The 19,748-nt window shown below is 64.7% G+C and carries 19 protein-coding genes; 10 read left to right on the top strand and 9 right to left on the bottom strand.

Annotated elements, in window-relative coordinates; all coding sequences use genetic code 11:
- The first annotated feature begins 7 nt into the window (after positions 1-7).
- Genes VFF99_RS14245 through VFF99_RS14230 form a run of 4 tightly spaced genes read left to right on the top strand, consistent with a single transcriptional unit; the run spans position 8 to position 2,864 of the window.
- Positions 8-739, top strand: coding sequence for a MotA/TolQ/ExbB proton channel family protein (locus tag VFF99_RS14245; RefSeq protein ID WP_325018978.1), 732 nt, complete (start codon positions 8-10; stop codon positions 737-739).
- Positions 740-748: 9 nt separating this feature from the next.
- Positions 749-1,177 (top strand): biopolymer transporter ExbD, encoded by a 429-nt coding sequence (locus VFF99_RS14240; RefSeq protein WP_325018976.1) that lies wholly within the window; start codon positions 749-751, stop codon positions 1,175-1,177.
- On the top strand, positions 1,174-2,397 hold the full coding sequence (locus tag VFF99_RS14235; RefSeq protein ID WP_325018974.1) for a sialidase family protein: 1,224 nt from the start codon (positions 1,174-1,176) through the stop codon (positions 2,395-2,397). The genes VFF99_RS14240 and VFF99_RS14235 overlap by 4 nt, the downstream gene beginning before the upstream one ends.
- Entirely contained in the window at positions 2,394-2,864 is a 471-nt protein-coding gene (locus tag VFF99_RS14230) for a hypothetical protein (protein WP_325018972.1), read from the top strand. The genes VFF99_RS14235 and VFF99_RS14230 overlap by 4 nt, the downstream gene beginning before the upstream one ends.
- Before the next feature lie 4 nt (positions 2,865-2,868).
- Here the strand turns inward: VFF99_RS14230 and VFF99_RS14225 are convergent, their stop codons facing one another.
- Entirely contained in the window at positions 2,869-3,792 is a 924-nt protein-coding gene (locus VFF99_RS14225) for a LysR family transcriptional regulator (protein WP_325018971.1), read from the bottom strand.
- Between the two features lie 96 nt (positions 3,793-3,888).
- Here VFF99_RS14225 and VFF99_RS14220 point away from each other — a divergent pair, with 96 nt between their 5' ends.
- From VFF99_RS14220 to VFF99_RS14210, 3 genes are read left to right on the top strand one after another with little or no spacing between them, the layout of a single operon-like run.
- The gene (locus VFF99_RS14220; RefSeq protein WP_325018969.1) at positions 3,889-5,226 is read left to right on the top strand and encodes an acyclic terpene utilization AtuA family protein; all 1,338 of its coding nucleotides are present in this window, start codon (positions 3,889-3,891) and stop codon (positions 5,224-5,226) included.
- Between the two features lies 1 nt (position 5,227).
- The gene (locus tag VFF99_RS14215) at positions 5,228-5,572 is read left to right on the top strand and encodes an AtuA-related protein (RefSeq protein WP_325018967.1); all 345 of its coding nucleotides are present in this window, start codon (positions 5,228-5,230) and stop codon (positions 5,570-5,572) included.
- Positions 5,569-6,534: a tripartite tricarboxylate transporter substrate binding protein gene (locus tag VFF99_RS14210; protein ID WP_325018965.1), complete on the top strand. Its 966-nt coding sequence runs from the start codon at positions 5,569-5,571 to the stop codon at positions 6,532-6,534. Before VFF99_RS14215 ends, VFF99_RS14210 begins: the two co-directional genes overlap by 4 nt.
- A gap of 10 nt (positions 6,535-6,544) precedes the next feature.
- Here VFF99_RS14210 and sigJ read toward each other — a convergent pair whose 3' ends face one another.
- The 4 genes from sigJ to VFF99_RS14190 form a co-directional block, all read right to left on the bottom strand.
- Positions 6,545-7,432 (bottom strand): RNA polymerase sigma factor SigJ, encoded by an 888-nt coding sequence (sigJ, locus tag VFF99_RS14205; RefSeq protein WP_325018963.1) that lies wholly within the window; start codon positions 7,430-7,432, stop codon positions 6,545-6,547.
- Positions 7,433-7,450: 18 nt separating this feature from the next.
- Entirely contained in the window at positions 7,451-7,915 is a 465-nt protein-coding gene (locus VFF99_RS14200; protein ID WP_325018961.1) for a carboxymuconolactone decarboxylase family protein, read from the bottom strand.
- Positions 7,916-8,020: 105 nt separating this feature from the next.
- A complete protein-coding gene (locus VFF99_RS14195) occupies positions 8,021-10,423 on the bottom strand; it encodes a hybrid sensor histidine kinase/response regulator (protein ID WP_325018959.1) in 2,403 nt (800 codons plus the stop codon).
- 160 nt (positions 10,424-10,583) lie between these two features.
- Positions 10,584-13,445: an adenosylcobalamin-dependent ribonucleoside-diphosphate reductase gene (locus tag VFF99_RS14190; RefSeq protein ID WP_325018957.1), complete on the bottom strand. Its 2,862-nt coding sequence runs from the start codon at positions 13,443-13,445 to the stop codon at positions 10,584-10,586.
- A 1,034-nt stretch (positions 13,446-14,479) separates the two neighbouring features.
- Between VFF99_RS14190 and VFF99_RS14185 the strand changes: the two genes are divergently transcribed.
- A complete protein-coding gene (locus VFF99_RS14185) occupies positions 14,480-14,716 on the top strand; it encodes a hypothetical protein (protein WP_325018955.1) in 237 nt (78 codons plus the stop codon).
- Between the two features lie 69 nt (positions 14,717-14,785).
- Positions 14,786-15,757, top strand: coding sequence for a hypothetical protein (locus VFF99_RS14180; protein ID WP_325018953.1), 972 nt, complete (start codon positions 14,786-14,788; stop codon positions 15,755-15,757).
- On the opposite strand, the gene VFF99_RS14175 is transcribed toward VFF99_RS14180, so the two are convergent.
- Positions 15,754-16,632: a DMT family transporter gene (locus VFF99_RS14175; RefSeq protein ID WP_325018952.1), complete on the bottom strand. Its 879-nt coding sequence runs from the start codon at positions 16,630-16,632 to the stop codon at positions 15,754-15,756. The two genes, VFF99_RS14180 and VFF99_RS14175, sit on opposite strands and share 4 nt — an antisense overlap.
- A gap of 87 nt (positions 16,633-16,719) precedes the next feature.
- Here VFF99_RS14175 and VFF99_RS14170 point away from each other — a divergent pair, with 87 nt between their 5' ends.
- Complete coding sequence (locus tag VFF99_RS14170) at positions 16,720-17,496, top strand: alpha/beta hydrolase (protein WP_325018950.1); 777 nt, start codon at positions 16,720-16,722, stop codon at positions 17,494-17,496.
- Here the strand turns inward: VFF99_RS14170 and VFF99_RS14165 are convergent, their stop codons facing one another.
- From VFF99_RS14165 to VFF99_RS14155, 3 genes are all read right to left on the bottom strand, one after another.
- Positions 17,497-18,156: an energy-coupling factor ABC transporter permease gene (locus VFF99_RS14165; RefSeq protein ID WP_325018949.1), complete on the bottom strand. Its 660-nt coding sequence runs from the start codon at positions 18,154-18,156 to the stop codon at positions 17,497-17,499.
- Between the two features lie 167 nt (positions 18,157-18,323).
- Positions 18,324-18,611, bottom strand: a complete 288-nt coding sequence (locus tag VFF99_RS14160) for a PsiF family protein (protein WP_325018947.1) — start codon at positions 18,609-18,611, stop codon at positions 18,324-18,326.
- A gap of 799 nt (positions 18,612-19,410) precedes the next feature.
- A partial coding sequence (locus tag VFF99_RS14155) for a cytochrome D1 domain-containing protein (protein ID WP_325018946.1) occupies positions 19,411-19,748 on the bottom strand: 338 nt, incomplete at its 5' end.

Genomic DNA, 19,748 nt, shown 5'->3' with positions numbered 1-19,748 from the left:
AATCAACATGCAAGACAAATTCGGGATCGCCCATTTCTGGGCGCAGGGCGACGCGGTATCGCATGCGGTGGCCATCGCGATGCTCCTCATGTCGGTGGCGAGCTGGACCATCATCATCGGCAAGCTAGTCGCGCAGTTGCGCAGCCGCCAGTCGATTGCGCGGGCCATGCAGGCGTTCTGGAATGCGGATTCCCGGGCGCAGGCGCTGGAAGCGGTGCGCAGCACGGACCGCAGCGGCGTCTTTGCGCTGGTGGCGACGGATGCGGTGCTGGCGGCGCAGGCCTGGGAGGAAAAGTGCGCCGCCGGAACCGGCCCCGGGGTGGATGCCAGCGAGTTCATCGGCCGCACGCTGCAGCAATCGACGGTGCTGGCGCAGGCCCGCGTGGAACGCGGGCTGACCTTCCTGGCATCGGTCGGTTCCACCGCTCCCTTCGTCGGCCTGTTCGGCACGGTGTGGGGGATTTACCATGCGCTGGTGGGCCTGTCGGGAGCGACGCAGGTGGTGCTCGACAAGGTGGCCGGCCCGGTCGGCGAAGCCCTCATCATGACCGCCGCCGGCCTGTTCGTGGCGATCCCGGCGGTGCTCGCCTACAACGCCTTCACGCGCGCCAACCGCCTCGTGCTGGCGCAGCTCGACGGCTTTGCGCACAGCCTGCATGCGTATCTCGTGGCCGGCGTGCGCGTCGACAGCCAGGCGAAGGCGGCGACCGTGACCGCGTTGCGCGCGGCCCAACGCTGAGGAGCGGCGATGGCCTTCAATTACAACGGCAGCAAGGCCGGAGCAACCCAGCCGATGGCCGAGATCAATACCACGCCGCTGGTGGATGTGATGCTGGTGCTGCTCGTCATCTTCATCATCACCGCGCCGCTGTTCAACCAGGCCGTTCCGGTCGACCTGCCGCGCGTGGATGCCAGCCGCATCGACGAACGCCCGCACGTCATCCAGGTCGCGGTGGACGCCGGGGGCAAGGTCTTCGTCGACGGCAGCGAAGTTGCGCCTGAGTCGCTGGGCCTGCGTCTGCAGTCTGCGGCCGCCGGGAAGCCGGAACGGGAAATGCATCTGCGCGCCGATCGCGGTACCCGTTATGAGCGGGTGACGGAAGTGATGGCGGCGGCGCAGGGCGTGGGCATCAACCGCATTGCATTCGTGACGGAAGCAGCGAAGGAGAACAAATGATGAAGACGCAAAGGCGTGCATTCCTGCTGGCAGGGATGCTTTGCGCGGCGGGGGCGTGGATGGCACCGGGTACAGTGTCCGCGCAGGCGAAGCATGCCCACGGCGGCAGCGCAGCGCGCGATCTCGGCACCGGCGCGGCGTTCGACAAGGATGGCCGGCTCTGGGTCGTGACGAAGGAAACCGAGGGCACGGACCAGTATGTGGTGCTGCGCAGTTCGACGGACATGGGCCGGACGTGGAGCGCGGGCAAGCGCATCCAGTCCGCGCCCGAGCCGGTTGCGGCAAGCGGCGAGGCACGCCCGCACATCGCCATCGGCAGCAAGGGCGAGCTGTATATCTCGTACACCAGCACCATCGCCAGGCCGCACATCGGCGACATCCGCTTCGTGCGCTCGCTCGATGGCGGGAAGACGTTCTCCGCGCCGGTCACGGTGCATGCGAACCGCGACCGTACAGTGCACAGCTTCGAGTCGATGGTGGTGGATGCCGAGGGCAGGATCTTCATCGCGTGGATCGACGGACGCGGCGCGATGCAGGCGAAGCAGCAGAACACGCCCTATGCCGGATCGGCGGTGTATTACGCGGTATCGAAGGATCGCGGCGCATCCTTCCAGGGCGACTACAAGGTGGCCGACCATGCGTGCGAATGCTGCCGTATCGGCATGTCGCTGAACCATCGCGGCACGCCTGTCGTCATGTGGCGCCACATCTTCGCGCCCAACATCCGCGACCATGCACTGGCCGAACTGGGCGTCGACGGAAAAGTGCCGGAGATAAGGCGCGCCAGCTTCGACGACTGGGCCGTCGACGCCTGCCCGCACCACGGCCCGTCCGTCGCCTTTGGCAGCGACGGCAAGCGGCACCAGGTCTGGTTCAGCGGCAAGGAAGGCGATCCGAGCGGCGCGCTCTACGCCGTTGCAAGCGCAGGCAAGCTGGGTGCGCCCGTGTCCCTCGGCGCGGCGCAGGCTTCGCATGCCGACGTCGCGGTGCGTGGCAAGCATGTGGCGGTTGTGTGGAAGGAATTCGACGGCACATCGACGGCCATCATGGCGCGGCAATCCGACGATGGCGGGGCGACCTGGATGCAAAGCGAAGCGTCCCGGACGGAAACGGGTTCCGACAAGCCCTACCTGATCCAGTCGCCCGCCGGCATCGTACTGATCTGGCGCACCCAGGACGAAGGTATCCGCGTCATACCATTGCAAAGGACAAAAGCATGAACAGGCTGATTGCGGCGGCGGCGCTTGCCGTCCTGTGCCAGGCAGGATGGGCGGCGGAGGCAATCCGGCCTTTCACGCCTGCCACGTTCAAGGAAATACAGGCAAGCCGGCAAGGCAGGCCCTTCGTCGTCATGGTGTGGTCGCTCGACTGCGCGTACTGCGCAGCGAGCTTCGAGGCGCTGGCGGACGCGAAGAAGCAGCATGGCCTGGAGGTGGTGACGATCGCCACCGATCCGCTAGACGACCCCGAGTCGGCAAAGCTGATCGGCAAGAAGCTGGCGGCGTACCGTCTCACCGCGAATGCATGGGCGTTCGGCTCGGCGCCGCCGGAACAATTGCGCTACGCGATCGATCCGAAATGGCGCGGGGAGCTGCCGCGCAGCTACTGGTTCGGCCGCGACGGCAAGGTGGTCGCGCGCTCGGGGCTGGTGCAGAAGGAGATGGTGTCGGCGCTGCTGGAAAGGTAGCCGCTCAGAAATGCCGGTACTTGCGCGGCGCGGCCTTCTGGCCGAGGCGTTTTTCGATCAGTTCCAGCATTGCCTGCGAAGCGAGCGACAGCGGCTGGTCCTTGCGCCGCACGATCAGGATCGGCCGCATCGGATTGCCTGATTGCAGCGGCACGGCAACAAGGTCGAGTTGCCGGAACTGGAACAAGGTCAGCTCGGGAACGACGCTGACGCCCAAGCCCTGCTTCACCAGACCTGCAACCGTCGCGAGGTGCTCGACCTCAAACCCGGAGTGGACGACGTGGACGTCCTTGAGCAGCACCTCCACATGCTGGCGCACGCTCGACGACTTCGCCAGATGAATGACTTCATGCCCGGCGAGATCCGCCACGCGCACCAGCTTCTTCTTCGCCAGCGGATGGTCCTGCCTGCACACGAGGTAGAAGGGATCGCTGCATAGCGTGCGGGTCTCGAACTCGATAAAGTCCGGACCGGGCGCCGTCAGCGCGAGATCCGCCTTTCCCTGCCGCAGGAGCGACAGGCACTGATCGGACAATGCGTCGTGCAGGCTCACCCGCACGCCGGGATGCTGGCTTTTGTACTCGGCGATGACGGACGGCAAGCCGTTCGCCGCCAGGGACGGCAAGGCTGCAATCGATACCCTGCCGCGGCGCAGGGCCACGTACTCCGATATGTTGGCAAAGGCCGATTCGATTTCGGCGAGCAGCACGCCGGCGGCCTCGGCAAACAGTTCGCCCTCGGGCGTCAGCGTCACCTTGCGCGTGTCCCGTTCGAAGAGCCGGGCGCCGACCATGTCCTCGAGCTTGCCGATCATCACGCTGAGCGCGGACTGCGAGGTGTGACAGCGTTCCGCTGCGCGCGTGAAGTGCTTCAGCTCGGCAAGTGCGACGAATGCGTGCAGCAGGCGCGTCGAAATGTTGGGGTTCATGATTGATACCAAAAAGCGATCAATCCATCGCAAACTTTCATTTTACTTCATTGAATTCCGCGCCCACAATCGGCCTCAAGGTAGCGAGGGGCTTCGATGAAACACATCAGAATCGGATCAGGCGCAGGTTACTCCGGGGACCGGATCGAGCCGGCAGTCGAGCTCGCCGAAAAGGGCGGGATCGACTACCTGATCTTCGAATGCCTGGCCGAGCGCACGATTGCGCTGGCGCAGCGCGCGAGGATGGCGGATCCGGATACCGGGTATGACCCGCTGCTGGAGGACAGGATGCGGGCGGTGCTGCCGGCCTGCCGCCGGCGCGGCATCCGCATCATCACCAACATGGGCGCCGCCAATCCCGTTGCCGCCGCCGCGAAGGTGCGCGAGGTGGCGCGTTCGCTGAACCTGCACGGGCTGAAGGTGGCCGCTGTCACGGGCGACGATGTGCTGGAGAACGTGCGCCGCGGTGACTATCTGGACGATACCGGCGCGCCCGTCAGCCGCTTCGGCGACCGCCTGCTGTCGGCCAACGCCTATGTCGGCGTCGAGCCGCTGGTCGAGGCGCTGGCGCAGGGCGCCGACGTCATCGTCACCGGCCGTGCCGCCGACCCGGCACTGGTTCTCGCACCGCTCATCCATGGCTTCGGCTGGGCGATGGATGACTGGCACCGCCTCGGACAGGGCACGCTGGCCGGACACCTGCTCGAATGCGCGGGGCAGATCACCGGCGGCTATTTCGCAGACCCCGGCTACAAGGACGTTCCCGGACTGGCCCGCCTCGGATTCCCGATCGGCGAAGTGTACGAGGACGGCACGGTGCTGATCACCAAGGTCGATGGCAGCGGCGGACAAGTCACCGCGGCCACCTGCAAGGAGCAGATGCTCTACGAAATACACGACCCTGCGGCCTACATCACGCCCGACGTGGTGGCGGACTTTTCCAGCGTGCGCATCGAACAGGACGGGAAGGACTGCGTGCGCATCAGCGGCGCGACGGGGCGAACGAGGCCGGAGACGCTCAAGGCATCGATCGGTTACATCGACAGCTATATCGGCGAAGGCCAGATGTCGTATGCAGGCCCCGGCGCCCTCGCCCGCGCGCGGCTCGCGCTGGAGATCGTCGCGGAGCGCTTGAAGCTCACCGCCGTACAGGCAAGCGAGCTGCGCTACGACATCCTGGGCGTCAACGCCATGCACGGCGACCAGCTATGCGCGGGAGCGAACGAACCCTATGAGGCGCGCATCCGTGTGGCGGGGCGCACCGAATCGCTGAAGGAAGCGATGCGCATCGGAAACGAGGTGGAAAGCCTCTACACCTGCGGCCCAGCCGGCGGCGGCGGGGCAAGCAAGTCGGCGAAGGATATCGTGGCCGTCGTGTCCGTGCTCCTGCCCAGGGGCGAGGTGCGTACGGCGGTGCATATGGAGGAAGCCTGACATGCTGCTGCGAGAGATAGCCCACGCACGGGCGGGAGACAAGGGCAACATTTCCAACGTCTCCGTGATCGCCTATGACCCGAAAGACTTTCCACTGCTCGAACAGTACGTCACTGTCGAGCGCGTCAAGGCGCATCTATCCGGGATCGTGCGGGGCGATGTAGTGCGCTACGCGCTGCCCTCGATCGGCGCGCTCAACTTCGTCATGCACGATGCGCTTGCCGGCGGCGTGACGCGCTCGCTGGCACTCGACGCGCACGGAAAGACCCTGAGTTTCGCCCTTCTCAGCCTGGACATTCCCATGACCAAACAACATTCCGATAACCACCAAGGAGACAAACCATGAAGCTGCGCCCCTATCTCGCCCTCACCGCCCTGTGCCTCGCCGCGTTCGCCGGCCCCGCCGCTGCGGAATTTCCGGAAAAGCCGATCCGCCTGGTCGTGCCTTTCGCTTCCGGCACGGCCACCGACCAGCTCGCGCGCGCACTGGGCCAGGCCATCACGCAGGAGATCAAGCATCAGGTCATCGTGGACAACAAGCCGGGCGGGAACGGCTTCATCGGCGCCAACGAGGCGGCGCGCGCGGCGCCGGACGGCTATACGGTGTTCATCACCACCAACACGACGCACGCAGCGGCTGAGCACCTGTTCAAGAAGCTTCCCTATGATCCGGTCAAGGATTTTGCCCCGATCACCGGCCTGGGCAAGGGCGGCCAGATCATGGTGGTGAACACCCAGTTCCCGGCGAAGAACGTGGGCGAGTTCATCGCAATGGCGAAGAAGGAGCCGGGCAAGATCACCTTCGGCAGCGGCAGCTCGTCGAGCCGCGTGGCCGGCGAACTGTTCCAGCAGCTTGCCGACGTGAAGCTGCTGCACGTGCCGTACAAGAGCAACACCTTCGCGGTGACCGACCTGCTCGGCGGACAGATCGACATGATGATCACCGATACCTCGACCGGCCTGCCGCACGTCAAGAGCGGCAAGCTGCGCGCGCTCGGCTATTCGGCCAGGACGCGCTCTCCGCTGGCGCCGGAAGTGCCGACGATCGAGGAAGCCGGCGTGAAGGGCTATGACATCGGTTACTGGTTCGCGGCCTATGCGCCGGCCAAGACGCCGCAGCCCATCGTGGCACGTCTCAACGAACTGCTGTCGAAAGCGGCAAAAAGCCCGGCGGCGAAATCGGCCTTCTTTGCACAGAGCGGCGTGGAAGTCTTCGTCACCAGTCCGGAAGAACTCGCCCGCTTCCAGGCGGAAGAGACCAGGAAATGGGGCGAGATCATCCGCAAGGCGGGCATAGAGAAGGAGTAAGGAATTCCGGTCAGGGCAGCGGCGGCACGCCCGTCAGCTTGTCCGGATTGCGGACCACGAACACGCCGGCGATGCGGCCATCCTCGATATGAAAGGACTGGGCCGACTCGATCCGGCTGTTGACGTAGCGCAGCAGGCCGGGCTCGCCATTGATCCGTGCCATGCGGTATTGCACCTGCCCGGGGTGCTGGTGCTCGAGCGACCAGAACACACCGGCAATGCGCCCTGCGCCGCGCAGGATGCGATGGAAGGACGGCATCTTTCCGCCGCCGTCGCTGACGAAGGTCACGTCCGGCGAGAGCAAGGCTTTCATCGCTTCCCGGTCGGCGCGTCCCGCCGCCTGCATGAACGCGAGCAGCAGCGCCCGATGCGCCTCGGGCGACGACTGGAAGCGCGGGCGGCCGTCGCGCACCTTGTCCTGCGCGCGGTGCGCGAGCTGGCGGCAGGCGGCTTCGCTTTTGCCGAGCAAGGCGGCGATGTCAGCGTAATCCTGGTCGAATACCTGGCGCAGCAGGAAGGCGGCGCGTTCGTCCGCGCTCAGGCGCTCCAGCGTCCAGAGCAGGGCCAGCGAGACATCGCTGGCAAGTTCCGCCGCGCTCTCGGGCGTATTCTCGTCCAGCTCCACCAGCGGCTCGGGGAGCCACCATCCGGTATAGCTCTCGCGCTCGGCCTTGCGTTCGCGCAGCCTGTCCAGCGCCAGCCGGGTGGTGACCGTCACCAGCCAGGCTTCCGCCGACTGCAGGCTGGCGTGGTCGGCCGCCTGCCAGCGCAGCCAGGCATCCTGCACCACATCCTCGGCATCGGCACGGGTGCCGAGCATGCGGTAGGCAACGGAGAACAGCCTGGCGCGCACGCCGGCAAATACGCCGTCTGCGGCAGCCTTGCCATCTTCTTTCATCAGCGTCCTTTCTTTCCGTCACATGCCCGGCGCCGGAACCTCCGGAATCGGGTTGCGCAGGCTGAGGTTGAGCATGTTCCAGCCCTTGATCGCGGCCACGGCATAGCCGAGCTCGACGACTTCGGTTTCCGAGAAATATTCTCGCACCCGCGCGAACTCGGCGTCGCTGGCATCGCTATGCGGCTGGTTGTTGACGATTTCCACCCAGCGCAGCGCCGCCCGCTCGCGCTCGCTGAAGAAGGGCGCTTCGCGCCACACGGCGACGGCATTGAGGTGGCGCGGGTCCATGCCCTGCCGGAGCAGGTCGCGCCAGTGCATATCGACGCAGAAGCCGCAGCCGTTGATCTGGGAAATGCGCAGGTTGATCAGTTCGACGAGGCGCTCGCCAAGCGAACTTTGCTTGGCGGCCATCGACAGGTTGAGCAAGGCCTTGAGGTTGGCGGGAGCATGCTTGAGCAGGGGAATCCGGGCGGCATGTGACATGGCTATCCTTTCCGTTGATCAAGGACGGCGCCCCATGCCCCGTCCTTTACCTCTAGACGTGCGGCCGGCCGGCCTTGTGACAGGCCGGATGAAAAAAAGTCGCGCTTAGGGTTGCGTATCTTGCGTATCGTGCGTGTCGGCCATGAGCCCGAGGACATCACCGACCTTGACCGGCTTGACGAGGTGGTGGTCGAAGCCGGCTTCGATGGCACGCTGATGGACTTCCGGCTGTCCGTATCCGGTGACCGCCACGAGCAGCGCGCGCGCCGTCTCCGGACAGGCCCGCAGCCGCCGCGCGAGCTCGTAGCCATCCATGTCGGGCAAGCCGATGTCCACGAAGAGGACGGCCGGGGCGGCCTCCTGCGCGACTGCCAGGGCGGCCCCGGCATTGTAAGTGACGGCTACCTCATGGCCGGCCGTTTCCAGCAGCAAGGACAGCATCTGGGCCGCATCCTTGTTGTCATCGACGACCAGCACCCGCGCCTTGCCCGCTGCGGACGGCATGTCGCTCTTCGCACCCCGCGCTTCAGCACGGGATTCCTCGCCCGCCACCCGCGGCAGCCGCACCGTGAACCTGCTTCCCTTGCCTATCCCTTCGCTGTGCACCGACACCTCGCCGCCCTGCAGGGCGAGCAGGCTCTTGACGAGTGCAAGCCCCAGCCCCAGTCCGCCCTGCGAACGGTCGGGCGACCGTTCCGCCTGCGTAAACAGGTCAAAAATATAGGGTTGCAGGGCGGGGGCGATTCCGATGCCATCGTCTTCCACCGCGATGTCGACATCGGCCGGGCCCGACACGACACGCAGGGTGACCCGCCCGTTCGGCGGCGTGTACTTCGCCGCGTTGTTGAGGATGTTGGAAAAGACCTGGACCAGGCGGGTGCGGTCGCCGCGCACAAAGACCTGCTGGTCCGGCACCTGCACCGTGAAGTGATGCTGCTTCGATTCCATGAGCGCATTCACCTGCTCGACGGCGTCGGCGAGCAGGGTGCGCACGTCCAGCGTCTCTTCCTGCAGCGTCACGAGTCCGCGCGTCACGCGGGAAACGTCCAGCAGGTCGTCCACCAGTTCGGTCATGTGCTGGACCTGGCGCGCGATCACTTCGCTTGTCGAGCGTACCCGCCCTTCATCGAGCACCGTCAGCTTGAGCAGTTCTGCGGCAGTGGCGATGGGCGCGAGCGGATTGCGCAGCTCGTGCGCCAGCATCGCGAGAAATTCATCCTTGCGGCGATTGTCGGCCTTCAGTTCGTTCTGCGCGCTCTCCAGCGGCGTGACGTCGGTATTGGTGCCGAACCACTGCACGATATTGCCGCCGGCATCGCGCAGCGGCGCCACCGAGGTGAAGAAGTGCCGGTACTTGCCGTCCGCGCCGCGCAGGGGGAAGGTCATCTGCATTGCTTTTCCCGCAGCGAGGGTTTCCTTCCACACCCGGGCGACCTCCGCCGCGACGGCAGGGTCGACGACGTTTTGCCAGCCATCGTCCTTCAATTGCTGGAAGTCCAGGCCGGTGTACTCATAGTAGCGGTCGTTGTACCAGTGGATGGTGCCTTCGGGGTCCGCCATCCAGGCAAGCTGCGGAATGGTATTGGCGAGCTGGCGCAGGCGCTGCTCGCTTTCCTGCAGCGCGCGGTGTGCCCTCACGGCTTCGGTAATGTCGCTGCCTTCGACGAAAATGCCGGAAACATCGCCGCGGTGGTCGACCGTGGGCTGATAAACGAAATTGACGAAGCGTTCCTCCAGCGCCCCGCCCGAACGCCGCCGCAGCCTGACGGAGATCTCATGTCCGATATACGGCTTGCCGCTCGCATAAACGCCGTCCAGCAGCTCGAAAAAGCCCTGCTCCGCCACTTCGGGAAGCGCCTCGCGCACCGGCTTGCCGAGGATGTCGCGATGGCCGACAAGCTGCAGGTAGGCATCGTTGGCGATCTCGAAGGTATGTTCCGGCCCCCGCAGCACGGCAATGATCCCGGGCGCTTGCTGGAACAGCTGCCGCAGGCGCTCGTACTCCGCGGCGCGGTGGCGTTCCGCCAGCACTTGATCCGTGGTTTCGGTCACGGCGCAGAACATGCCGGCCACCTTGCCGCTTTCATCGCGCAGCGGAGAGTAGGAGAAGGTGAACCAGGCATCTTCGTCATACCCCTTGCGGCTCACCTTCAGGGGCAGGTTTTCATGGTAGGTGGCATTGCCCTGCATGGCCTGCTCGATGATGGGGAGGATGTCGTCCCAGATCTCGGCCCAGATATCGTGGAAACGCCGGCCGAGCGCCGCGGGATGTTTGGCGCCCAGGATTTCGGCGTAGGCATCGTTGTAGAGAAAGCCAAGCTCATCGCCCCAGGCGATGAACATCGGGAACTTCGAGTTCAGCATCAGCCCAACGACCGACAGCAGTGACTGCGGCCACTCGGCGGGAGGGCCGAGGGGCGACTGCGACCAGTCGCGGGAACGGATCAGTGCGCCCGTTTCACCGCCGTCCGCGAGAAACGCAAGTGTGGGTGTGTCGGACGTAGCCATGTCGCCGCCGTTCTCGAATGCAAGAGTATCAACAACCAGTATATCGGGATTGAGCGGAGCAAGACGCAGGCCTGCAATAACAAAATGGCCCACAGCCCGCGAGGACTGTGAGCCATTTCGTGTTGACGGCGGGACGCAGCGGCAGCGTGCGCCTACGCCATCAGCCGCAGGCCCCGATCGCTCCGCACGCCGTGCAGAACTCGCAGCCATCCTTCTTGATGACGGTAGTGTTGCCGCATTCGCGGCACAGCTTGCCGTGGATGGTGGGCGCCGGTTTCGCCGCGTGCGGCTGTGCCGGTTCGTCCGTCACCACGCCCATGGCCTTCACCGGCAAGCCCTCTTCGGTCAGGATGCCGAGCATGGCGTAGCGGTGGATCACCAGCTGCGCGATGTAGGCGACGGTGGAGGGGTAGCTGGCCTGCTTCTCGCTGCCGGGCACGCGGGCGAGGAAGTCGCCGCGCGGCTCGGCGTAGTTGAGCAGCTTGCGCAGCTTCATGCCGATCCATGCGGGGTCGACCACGCGCATGTCGTGCGACAGCAGCTTGCACAGGCCGTCGAGGGTGTGCGGATGGCCGCCGGTGAGCCACATGCTGTACGGACGGCGGGTGCCGTCGGGCATCTGCAGCTCTTTCAGCATGAGCACGAAGTCGTCCTCGGTGGCCGGGTTGCGCACATCGGCCACCCAGGCCAGCGTGCCGTCGGTGCCGGTCTTCGGTTCGTGCGGCGCGAACAGGGCGTCGAGCACCGGGGTCGGGTCGTTTTCCTGCTTGTCGAGCGCACCGAGCTGGCTGTAGCGGTATTCGACCAGCCGGGCGAAGGCGGCGGTGGCGCTGGGCACCTGGATGACCTGGCCGTTCGGCGGCATGGGCATGTCGAACGGGTCGCCGTAGGCGCTGGAGAGCAGCGCCAGGCGGCGGCGCATCCAGCCGCGGTCGTTGGCGCGCATGTCGGTGGACAGGGTCTTGGCGATGGCATCGAGGCCGCGCGGCGGCTGGCCGCCGAGCACCCAGACTTCGAAGGGCACGCCGCCCTTGTCGCTCACCGCAACGGCAAACTCGCCCTGCGGGGTGTCGATGATCTCGCTGATCCAGGCGCTGGCGCCGGCCGGCAGCGCGGGGCGCGAGGGCCAGCGCAGCGAGGCCAGCGGCGGGGCCATCGCAAGGTCCTTCAGGACCAGGCGCTTGTCCTGCTCGGAGAGCTGCATCGGCTGCGGATTGGTCGCTGCCGTAGGCACCGACAGCACCGCGCCGAGCACGCCGTTGGGGCGGTAGGTGGTGATGCCCTTCAGGCCCTTGCGCCAGGCTTCCATGTAGAGGTCCTTGAATTCCTCGTACGGATAGTCTTCCGGCACGTTGACGGTCTTCGAGATGGCCGCGTCCACGTAGGGCGCGACGGCGGCCACCATCAGCATGTGGTTGATGGCGGAGATTTCGAGCGCGGAGACGAAGGCCTCGGGCAGCTTGTTGGTGTCGTTGCCGAGCGCGCGGTAGACGCGGTAGGCGTGGTCTTCGACGGTGTAGTCTTTCTTGGTGCCGTCGGGCATGCGCTTGGTGCGGTTGTAGAACCAGGAGAACGCCGGCTCGATGCCGTTGGAGGCGTTGTCCGCGAAGGCGAGCGAGATGGTGCCGGTGGGCGCGATCGAGGTCAGGTGCGAGTTGCGGATGCCGTGCTGGGCGATGCGTGCCTTGAGGCCTTCGGGCAGGCGCGAGGCAAAGCCGGCCTTGAGGTATTTCTCCGCATCGAACAGCGGGAAGGCACCGCGCTCCTGCGCGAGGTCGACCGAGCTTTCGTAAGCCGCGTCGCGCATGACGCGCGAGATGTTGGCGGCGAGGATGCGGCCTTCTTCGGTGTCGTAGCGCACGCCGAGCATGATCAGCGCATCGCCCAGGCCGGTGAAGCCGAGGCCGAGGCGGCGCTTGGCTTCCGCTTCGCGCGCCTGCTCGGGCAGCGGCCACTTGGTGGCGATCAGCACGTTGTCGAGCATGCGCACGGCGAGCTTGGTTACCTTGGCGAGCAGGTCGAAGTCGAACTTGGCTTCCGGCGAGAACGGCTTGTCGACGTAGGCGGTGAGATTGAGCGAGCCGAGGCAGCAGCAGCCATAGTCGGGCAGCGGCTGTTCGCCGCAGGGATTGGTCGCCTCGATGTATTCGGCGTAGGCGAGGTTGTTTTCCTGGTTGATGCGGTCGAGATAGAGCACACCGGGTTCGGCGGCGTTGTAGGTGCTCTGCATGATCAGGTCCCAGATCAGGCGGGCCTGCACCTTCTTGTACACCCACTTGCCGTCTTCGCGCAGGTAGGCGCCCTTGGCCTTGATGTCGGCATTGGGCTCGACCTTGTGCGCGAGCTCGAATTCGCCGTCAGATTCCACCGCGCGCATGAATGCATCGGTGACGCCCACCGAGACGTTGAAGTTGTTGAGCTGCCCCTTTTCCTGCTTGACGGTGATGAAGTCGACGATGTCCGGATGCTCGACATTGAGCACGGCCATCTGCGCGCCGCGGCGCGCGCCGGCGGACTCGACCGTTTCACAGGAGCGGTCGAACACCTTCATGTAGGAGATCGGGCCGGAGGCGCTGCTGCCGGTGCCCTTGACCATGGCGCCCTTGGGACGGATGGCGGAGAAGTTGTAGCCGACACCGCCGCCGCGGCGCATGGTTTCGGCGGCCTGCGCGAGCGCGGTGTAGATGCCGGGCTTGCCGCCGACGTCTTCGGTGATGGAGTCGCCCACCGGCTGCACGAAGCAGTTGATCAGCGTGGTCTGCAAGCCGGTGCCGGCGGCGCTGGAGACGCGGCCGGCGGGGATGAAGCCGTTCTGCATCGCCCACAGGAATTCCTCGGCGTACTTCTTGCGTTGCTTGGGCTGTTCGATCTCGGCAAGCGCCTTCGATACGCGGGTGATGACCTGGTCGATCGTGGTCTCGTCGCCTTTTGCGTACTTCTCGATCAACACTTCGGTGGAGATGTCTTGCGGCTCCGCGAGTGCCGCAGCACTGACGATCGCGGCGCTTTCCAGTTTATGCATGAATGAACTCCCTATTGGCCTGTGGCTTCTGTCGGTATTGGTTTGTCGGTGATGAATTCGGTGCAGGGACGCGCGCTAGCACGCGCCGGCTTGCGGAGGTGCTTCGGGAACCAGGACCAGGAGGGCGACGCGGGACGAAAGCAGGAATGCGATCATGGTGTGTTCTTGGTCCTGGAGTGAAGGGGCGGCAGGCTGCTCGCCCCCGACGATTCTAGCGATGCGCAAAACGCTCCCACCTTGACCCAGATCAAGTATTTCCGGGTCGATTTCATATGTCGCTAACTGACGTGAAAAGGGGGATAACGTGCGCGGTTGCTGTTGGATTTCAGCCTGCACCTGGTACTGGCAAAAAAAAACCCGCTGCCTTGCGGTAGCGGGTTAAATCCAATTCTAGGAGAGTTGGAGGAGACAGTTGAACTATAGTCCCCGCCCGCGACGGTGTCTGCTTTATTGTCGTGATAACCGATATACGCGCCTGTTATATCTGGAGAAAATTGCACTGCCCTGGTGCATATCTGTCTCCAGGGTCAACTCCCGGCCTGCAAAGGCTATCGTGCAAATGGAAAAGCCCGCTCGGCTTTTGGCCAAGCGGGCTTTATTTGTCTCCCGCCCCGTCCTGGGTTGGATTTTTTTTGGAGTCCAGATCTTACACCGAAGTCTTTGGAATTGGTCAAAACGCAAAGTTTTTCCGTTGCGTCCTTGCAGTTGACAGGCAATGAAAAAGCCCGCTCGGAGGCGGGCCTTTGGCGTCTGGGATACAAGAGTAGATTCCTGGAGCCCTAACCTATCTGGAGAGTGGTCCAGTTGTTGAATCTGCTCTTGTATCCGCACTCTGTTTCGAGAGCGCATGGACAGAATATATGCCCATCCCTTCCCGCGCGCAAGTAAACGATCTCCGGAAAAGCGGCATGTTTTCATTGGTGTAGCGTGTTTTGTGCATGCCCTTTGTGAAGTAACAATTTTCAGCGCCGGAAGATGAAAACCCGGCAACGATTCGCTTGTCCAAACGGCATGACAGCCTTCCGGGAGCCGCCATGCCGACCTTCATCCAGCACAACAACATCAACATCGTGACCTTGTACATCAATGACGAGATCGCGGTGCACTGCCAGCCCGGCGACGTGGTGCTCAAGCAGGAAGGCGACCACTGGATGACTTATGAGGTGCGCGCCAACGGCGAAGTCGAAGCGGCCGGCTTTCCCTGCGAAAGCTATGACAAGGCGATGCAGATGGCGAAATCCGCGGCGGACAATCCGGCGCGGTTGAAATGACAACTGCCGGCGCCGCTGCAGCAAATCGGCGGCGGGAAGGTGCGGCGAACGGGTGGCATACTGCTCGCCATGCGCACCGATCACACACACTTGCACCTGCTTGCGCCGGTGGCGAAAACACTTTTCCGCCTCGTGCTGCTGGCCGCCGTGCCCGCCATGTCTGCATATGCTGCCGGCGACCTGCTGGTGGAAGCCGAGCTCGACAGGCCGGAAGTGCATGTGCACGCGCAGGCGGTCTATCGCCTGCGCTTCCTGCATGCCGTGGACGTGCGGGACGTGCAACTGGCCGCTCCCGCGCTGCGCCTGGCCGACCTGCGGCGCATCGGCGAGGACCGGACCTTTGAAGCCGAACGCGATGGCCGGCGCTATCGCGTGCATGAGCGCAGGTATGCCGTCTTCCCCTTCGCCAGCGGCACGCTGGAGCTTGCCGGCGCCTATGCCATGGGCCGCGTGCCGTCCAACGCAGCGCGGCCGGACGGCTGGCGCGCCATCCGCATCGACGCGCCCGCGCGCACGCTCACCGTGCTGCCGGTGGACATCCAGGCCGACGGCGCACCCTGGCTGCCGGCCAGTGCGCTGAAGCTGACGGAGCAGTGGACCACCGTGGAAAACGGCGTGCATCGCCGCACGCTGCGCATCGAGGCGACCGGCGTGGAAGCAGCGCAGTTGCCGGAGCTGGAGGTGAAGGTCGACGGCATGGGCGTGTTACCGGGGCAGCCGCGCCTGCAGAACTATTTCTCCGGCGAGCGCAACGTCGCCGTGCGCGAGCAGACCTTCGTCATCATGCCGGCCGACAGCGGCTTGTTCACGGTGCCGCCGCTGCAGCTGCGCTGGTGGAATGTGGCCACCGGCAAGGCCGAAACGTCCGCCCTTCCCGGGCGCACCCTGCACGTCGGCGAAGCGGCTTCGGTGCCGGCCGCGAGCGGAACATGGCTGAAACGGATCGCATTCGGACACCTGTCGGCGATACTCCTGCTCGCCTGCGGCGGCGTGCTGCTGGCGCTCATGAGGCGCCGGCGCAAGCGCACCAGGGAAGGCTAGCGCCGTGACACGAGCGCCACGCCGAGACAGGTCACCACGATCCCCGCGATGCTCAGGCCGGTCGGCACTACGGCGAACATCACCCATTCCAGGAACACCGCCACCACCGGCGTCAGGAACATCAGGCTGGTGACCTTCGCCGCGTGACCACGCCGCATCAGCAGGTGCAGCGCATTCACCGCGAGGATGGATGCGAAAATCACCAGGAACACGATGGCCGCCGCCATCTGCCAGCTCCAGCGCACGCTGAACCCCTCCACCGCCCACGCCGCCGGCGCCAGCACGCACAGCGACAGCACGAACTGGATGAAGGATGAGCTGCGCAGGTCGGCCGTCCTGCAGAAGGCGCGCTGGTACAGCGTGCCCGTGGTCATCGCCGCCAGCGAGATGGCAGCCGCGGCCAGGCTCGCCGCGGTGACGGCCTTCACGTCCACCTTGTGCCATACCACCAGCGCCACCCCCGCCAGCCCGAGGACGACGCCGGCCCATTGCGAAGACATGAGGCGCTCGCCGGTCATGTGGTGCGCAAAGACGGCAGTCAGCAAGGGTTGCGTCGCCAGCAGCAGCGCGGTGATCCCGGCCGACATGCCGAGGTATTGTGCATAGTGGCTGCCGCCCAGCGTCAGCGCGTGCATGAGCAGTCCGGCCACGCAGATGTGGAAGAATTCCCGCCCGCTCGCCGGCCACGGCGGGCGCGCGATGAGCAGCCACGGCACCAGGCACAGCACGCCGAAGATGTAGCGCAGCGAGAGAAAGGTGAATGGCGGCGCGTACTGCATCCCCACCTTGCTGGCGAGATAGCCGGAGCCCCAGACGAGCACGAAGAGCCATGCAAGCAGTGCGTCGTGGCGGTTGTCAGGGCGGGCGTCGGGCACATTCATGCCTGAGAGTGTAGCGGCGTTGGCAAAGGCGTGCCGGGAACTGCAATAATGCAGGCAACATTCAACGGTTCAACGTCACCCATGCCCTTCGTACACATCCCCTGGAAAGACGGCAGCGCCTCGCTCGACGTCCAATGGATCGGCCCCGGCCAATCTCCGTTCCCCACCGTCGTGTTCCTGCACGAAGGCCTCGGTTCGATCTCGATGTGGCGCGACTTCCCGCAGCGCTTCTGCGAAACGCACGGCTTGCGCGGCCTGGTGTTTTCCCGCTACGGCTACGGCCAGTCCACGCCGCGCCCGCTCGACGCGCCGCTGCGGCCGGACTACCTGCATGCACAGGCGCACGACGCCTTGCCGGCGCTGCTGTCCGCGCTCGGCGTGGAAAAGCCCTGGCTGTTCGGCCACAGCGACGGCGGCTCGATCGCGCTGCTGTACGCGGCGCGCTTTCCGCAACAGGTGAGCGGGCTGGTGGTGATGGCGCCGCACATCTTCGTCGAAGACATCACCGTCGCCGGCATCCGCCAGGCGCGCGAAGCCTTCCTGCAGACCGACCTGAAAGCGCGGCTCGCCCGCCACCACCGCGATCCTGAGTCTGTGTTTCGGGGATGGAACGATGCCTGGCTCGACCCGGCGTTCCGCGAGTGGAACATCGAAGCGGAACTGCCGAAGATCGCCTGCCCGGTGCTGGCGATCCAGGGCGAAGGCGACGAATACGGCACGCTGGAACAGATCTACGGCATCGAACGGCTCGCGCAACAGGCCAAGGCCTTGCCGCTCGCCGACTGCGGCCATTCGCCGCACCGCGATCAGCCGGAAGCCGTCATGCGCGCGGCCGCCGCGTGGATCAAGGGGGACTGACTACTTGCCGCTCAGGTAGACCTTGTCGTCGAAGGTCAGCACCCATTCCGGCCGGTAGACCGTGAACATGGTGAGCAGCAAGCCGGTGAGGAAGGACTCGCCCCAGGACAGCAGGAGCGCATACGCGACGATATCGGGGCCGAGCGGCCTGGAAAACGTCATCGTGTAGTACACACCGAGCGACAGCGTATTGAGGATGGCCAGCATCGCCATCGCCCCGAAGAAGCCGTTGCCGAGCAGGTAGACGAACATGTGCCTTGGCAGGAAGCGTTCGGTCGCGCGCATCAGCGCATCGCCGCAATAGGCGGGCAGGACGGCGAGCAGGAGCAGGTTCAGGCCGAAGTTCAGCCACAGGCCGTCGAACGCAAGGGTATAGGCAAACACCGACAGCGCGGCGCCGGTCATCGCCAGCCGGCGCCCGAACATCAGGACGAAGATCGGCAATCCGACCATGTGCAGCGCCGGCCCGCCGGGAAGCGGCACGCTGAAACGCCAGACCAGCGGCAGGAGGATGATCGCGCAGCACCACGCGGAAAACGCTCCGGGCGCAGACAGCCGGCGCCAGTCGGCCCAGCGCGCGCTGCGGTACACCGCAGCGAACGCGGCTGCCGCGGTCATCGCGGCGACGGAGGTTGGCAGAGCTGCGTCAAAAATTCCCATCGCTTCATTATAGAAATGGATTTCTGAAAAGCCAGTATCCCGTGGGGGGATGCCAGCACCGATGCGAGAAGCATGCCCGCGCGCTCCGGCTGGTACGCGCGCCTTGACGCAAGCGCATCCGTGCAATTTCTACACGGATGCGGAAATGAAGACCGATGTGCGGAGGTTCAGCCCTTCTTCAGGCACTCGCTCATGAACTTCTTGCGCTCGTCGCCCTTCTTGTCCTTGGCCTCGGCGTTACAGGTCTTCATCTTCTCCTGCTGTGCCTTCTGCGCCTCACTCACCTTCGGCTTGCTGCTCAGGCACTCCTTCATGAACGCCTTGCGCTCGTCGCCTTTCTTGTCGGCGGCTTCCTTGTTGCAGGTGGCCATCTTGTTTTGCTGCTCTGTGGCGGCTTGGGTGGGGAGGTGGATCAGGGGGAGGGTGAGGATGAGAGCGGCTGCAAGTTTTTTCATGTTTTTTCTCCTGGTTGCCAGTGGGGGTGGTGCTTGGGCGATTACAGCATATTTTTTTGTTGTTGTAGTTGTTGTTGTTTTCTTCGGTGAAGCGTTTCTGTAGTCACTCCGTTGGGGCTTGCCGGGACTGGCCCCGGCGGGCCACTCACTTTCTTTGCTTCGCCAAAGAAAGTAAGCAAAGAAAGGGGGCCGCCGAGGTGCGACCCCGGGATCGCTGCCCCTGACGGGGTTCCCGAAAGTGTCCGTGCCTAAGCGGGAAGCGCAGCAACTCGCCCTGCGGGCTCAGACATCTGCGCTTCTTTATCCGCTTAGGCACGGACACTTTCGGCAGCGCTCCAAGGGGATAACGGCGCAACCCATCCCCACCCTGACCCTCCCCTTGAAGGGGATGGAATACCCGATGAGCGGCCGCCGTTGATTGTGACGAGCGCAGCGTTAATGCGGTCGCAGCATTTCTTGGCCAGTAATGAGACCTTGAACAATTCCCTCCCCTTCAAGGGGAGGGTCAGGGTGGGGATGGGGTTGCAGTTAACTCCCCTTGGAGCGATGCCGAACAAGCCGAGACCTAAGCGGATAAAGAAGCGCGGGTGTCTGAGCCGAAGGCGAGTTTCCGCGCTTCCCGCTTAGGTCCCGGCTTGTTCGGGAACCCCGCAGGGGCAGCGATCCCGGGGTCGCCTTTTTTGCCTACTTTTTTGGCGAAGCAAAAAAGTAGGTGGCCCGCCGGGGCCAGTCCCGGCAAGCATCCACGAAGAGCCTACAGCTCCGGGGCACCGAAGAAACGCCCTAAACAAAAAACCGTTTAATGACTCGTCCCCGCCGACCGCGTAACCTTGTTATGCACGTTGTACTTCCCCGAAGGCTTCTTCATCGGCAACCTCTTCACCTCCTTCAAGCTCTTCGCATCGTACACAACAAGCTCGCCGTCGTTCTCCCAGATACTCACCAGCGCAAACCGCCCATCCCGCGTGAACTCGGTATGCGCCGCCACTTTCCCCGGACTCGGCCGCAGTTGCGCGACGACCTTGAGTGTCTGCTTGTCGATGATCTGCATGACGTCGCGGTCCTTCTTGCTGTTGAACGCATCAACCCAGGCGTACGGCGTGTTCTCATGGCTGCGCATGAAGAAACCCGGCCCGG

This window comes from Noviherbaspirillum sp. (assembly GCF_035654295.1).
GTDB lineage: Bacteria > Pseudomonadota > Gammaproteobacteria > Burkholderiales > Burkholderiaceae_D > Noviherbaspirillum.
This window is presented reverse-complemented; position numbering and strand designations above follow the sequence as displayed.

Coding starts and splice junctions, on each gene's coding strand:
- VFF99_RS14185 (WP_325018955.1), top strand. CDS start 14,480: ATGCCGACCTTCATCCAGCACAACAACATCAACATCGTGACCTTGTAC.
- VFF99_RS14160 (WP_325018947.1), bottom strand. CDS start 18,611: ATGAAAAAACTTGCAGCCGCTCTCATCCTCACCCTCCCCCTGATCCAC.
- VFF99_RS14170 (WP_325018950.1), top strand. CDS start 16,720: ATGCCCTTCGTACACATCCCCTGGAAAGACGGCAGCGCCTCGCTCGAC.
- VFF99_RS14190 (WP_325018957.1), bottom strand. CDS start 13,445: ATGCATAAACTGGAAAGCGCCGCGATCGTCAGTGCTGCGGCACTCGCG.
- VFF99_RS14195 (WP_325018959.1), bottom strand. CDS start 10,423: ATGGCTACGTCCGACACACCCACACTTGCGTTTCTCGCGGACGGCGGT.
- VFF99_RS14210 (WP_325018965.1), top strand. CDS start 5,569: ATGAAGCTGCGCCCCTATCTCGCCCTCACCGCCCTGTGCCTCGCCGCG.
- VFF99_RS14165 (WP_325018949.1), bottom strand. CDS start 18,156: ATGGGAATTTTTGACGCAGCTCTGCCAACCTCCGTCGCCGCGATGACC.
- VFF99_RS14225 (WP_325018971.1), bottom strand. CDS start 3,792: ATGAACCCCAACATTTCGACGCGCCTGCTGCACGCATTCGTCGCACTT.
- sigJ (WP_325018963.1), bottom strand. CDS start 7,432: ATGAAAGAAGATGGCAAGGCTGCCGCAGACGGCGTATTTGCCGGCGTG.
- VFF99_RS14200 (WP_325018961.1), bottom strand. CDS start 7,915: ATGTCACATGCCGCCCGGATTCCCCTGCTCAAGCATGCTCCCGCCAAC.
- VFF99_RS14180 (WP_325018953.1), top strand. CDS start 14,786: ATGCGCACCGATCACACACACTTGCACCTGCTTGCGCCGGTGGCGAAA.
- VFF99_RS14240 (WP_325018976.1), top strand. CDS start 749: ATGGCCTTCAATTACAACGGCAGCAAGGCCGGAGCAACCCAGCCGATG.
- VFF99_RS14245 (WP_325018978.1), top strand. CDS start 8: ATGCAAGACAAATTCGGGATCGCCCATTTCTGGGCGCAGGGCGACGCG.
- VFF99_RS14215 (WP_325018967.1), top strand. CDS start 5,228: ATGCTGCTGCGAGAGATAGCCCACGCACGGGCGGGAGACAAGGGCAAC.
- VFF99_RS14220 (WP_325018969.1), top strand. CDS start 3,889: ATGAAACACATCAGAATCGGATCAGGCGCAGGTTACTCCGGGGACCGG.
- VFF99_RS14230 (WP_325018972.1), top strand. CDS start 2,394: ATGAACAGGCTGATTGCGGCGGCGGCGCTTGCCGTCCTGTGCCAGGCA.
- VFF99_RS14235 (WP_325018974.1), top strand. CDS start 1,174: ATGATGAAGACGCAAAGGCGTGCATTCCTGCTGGCAGGGATGCTTTGC.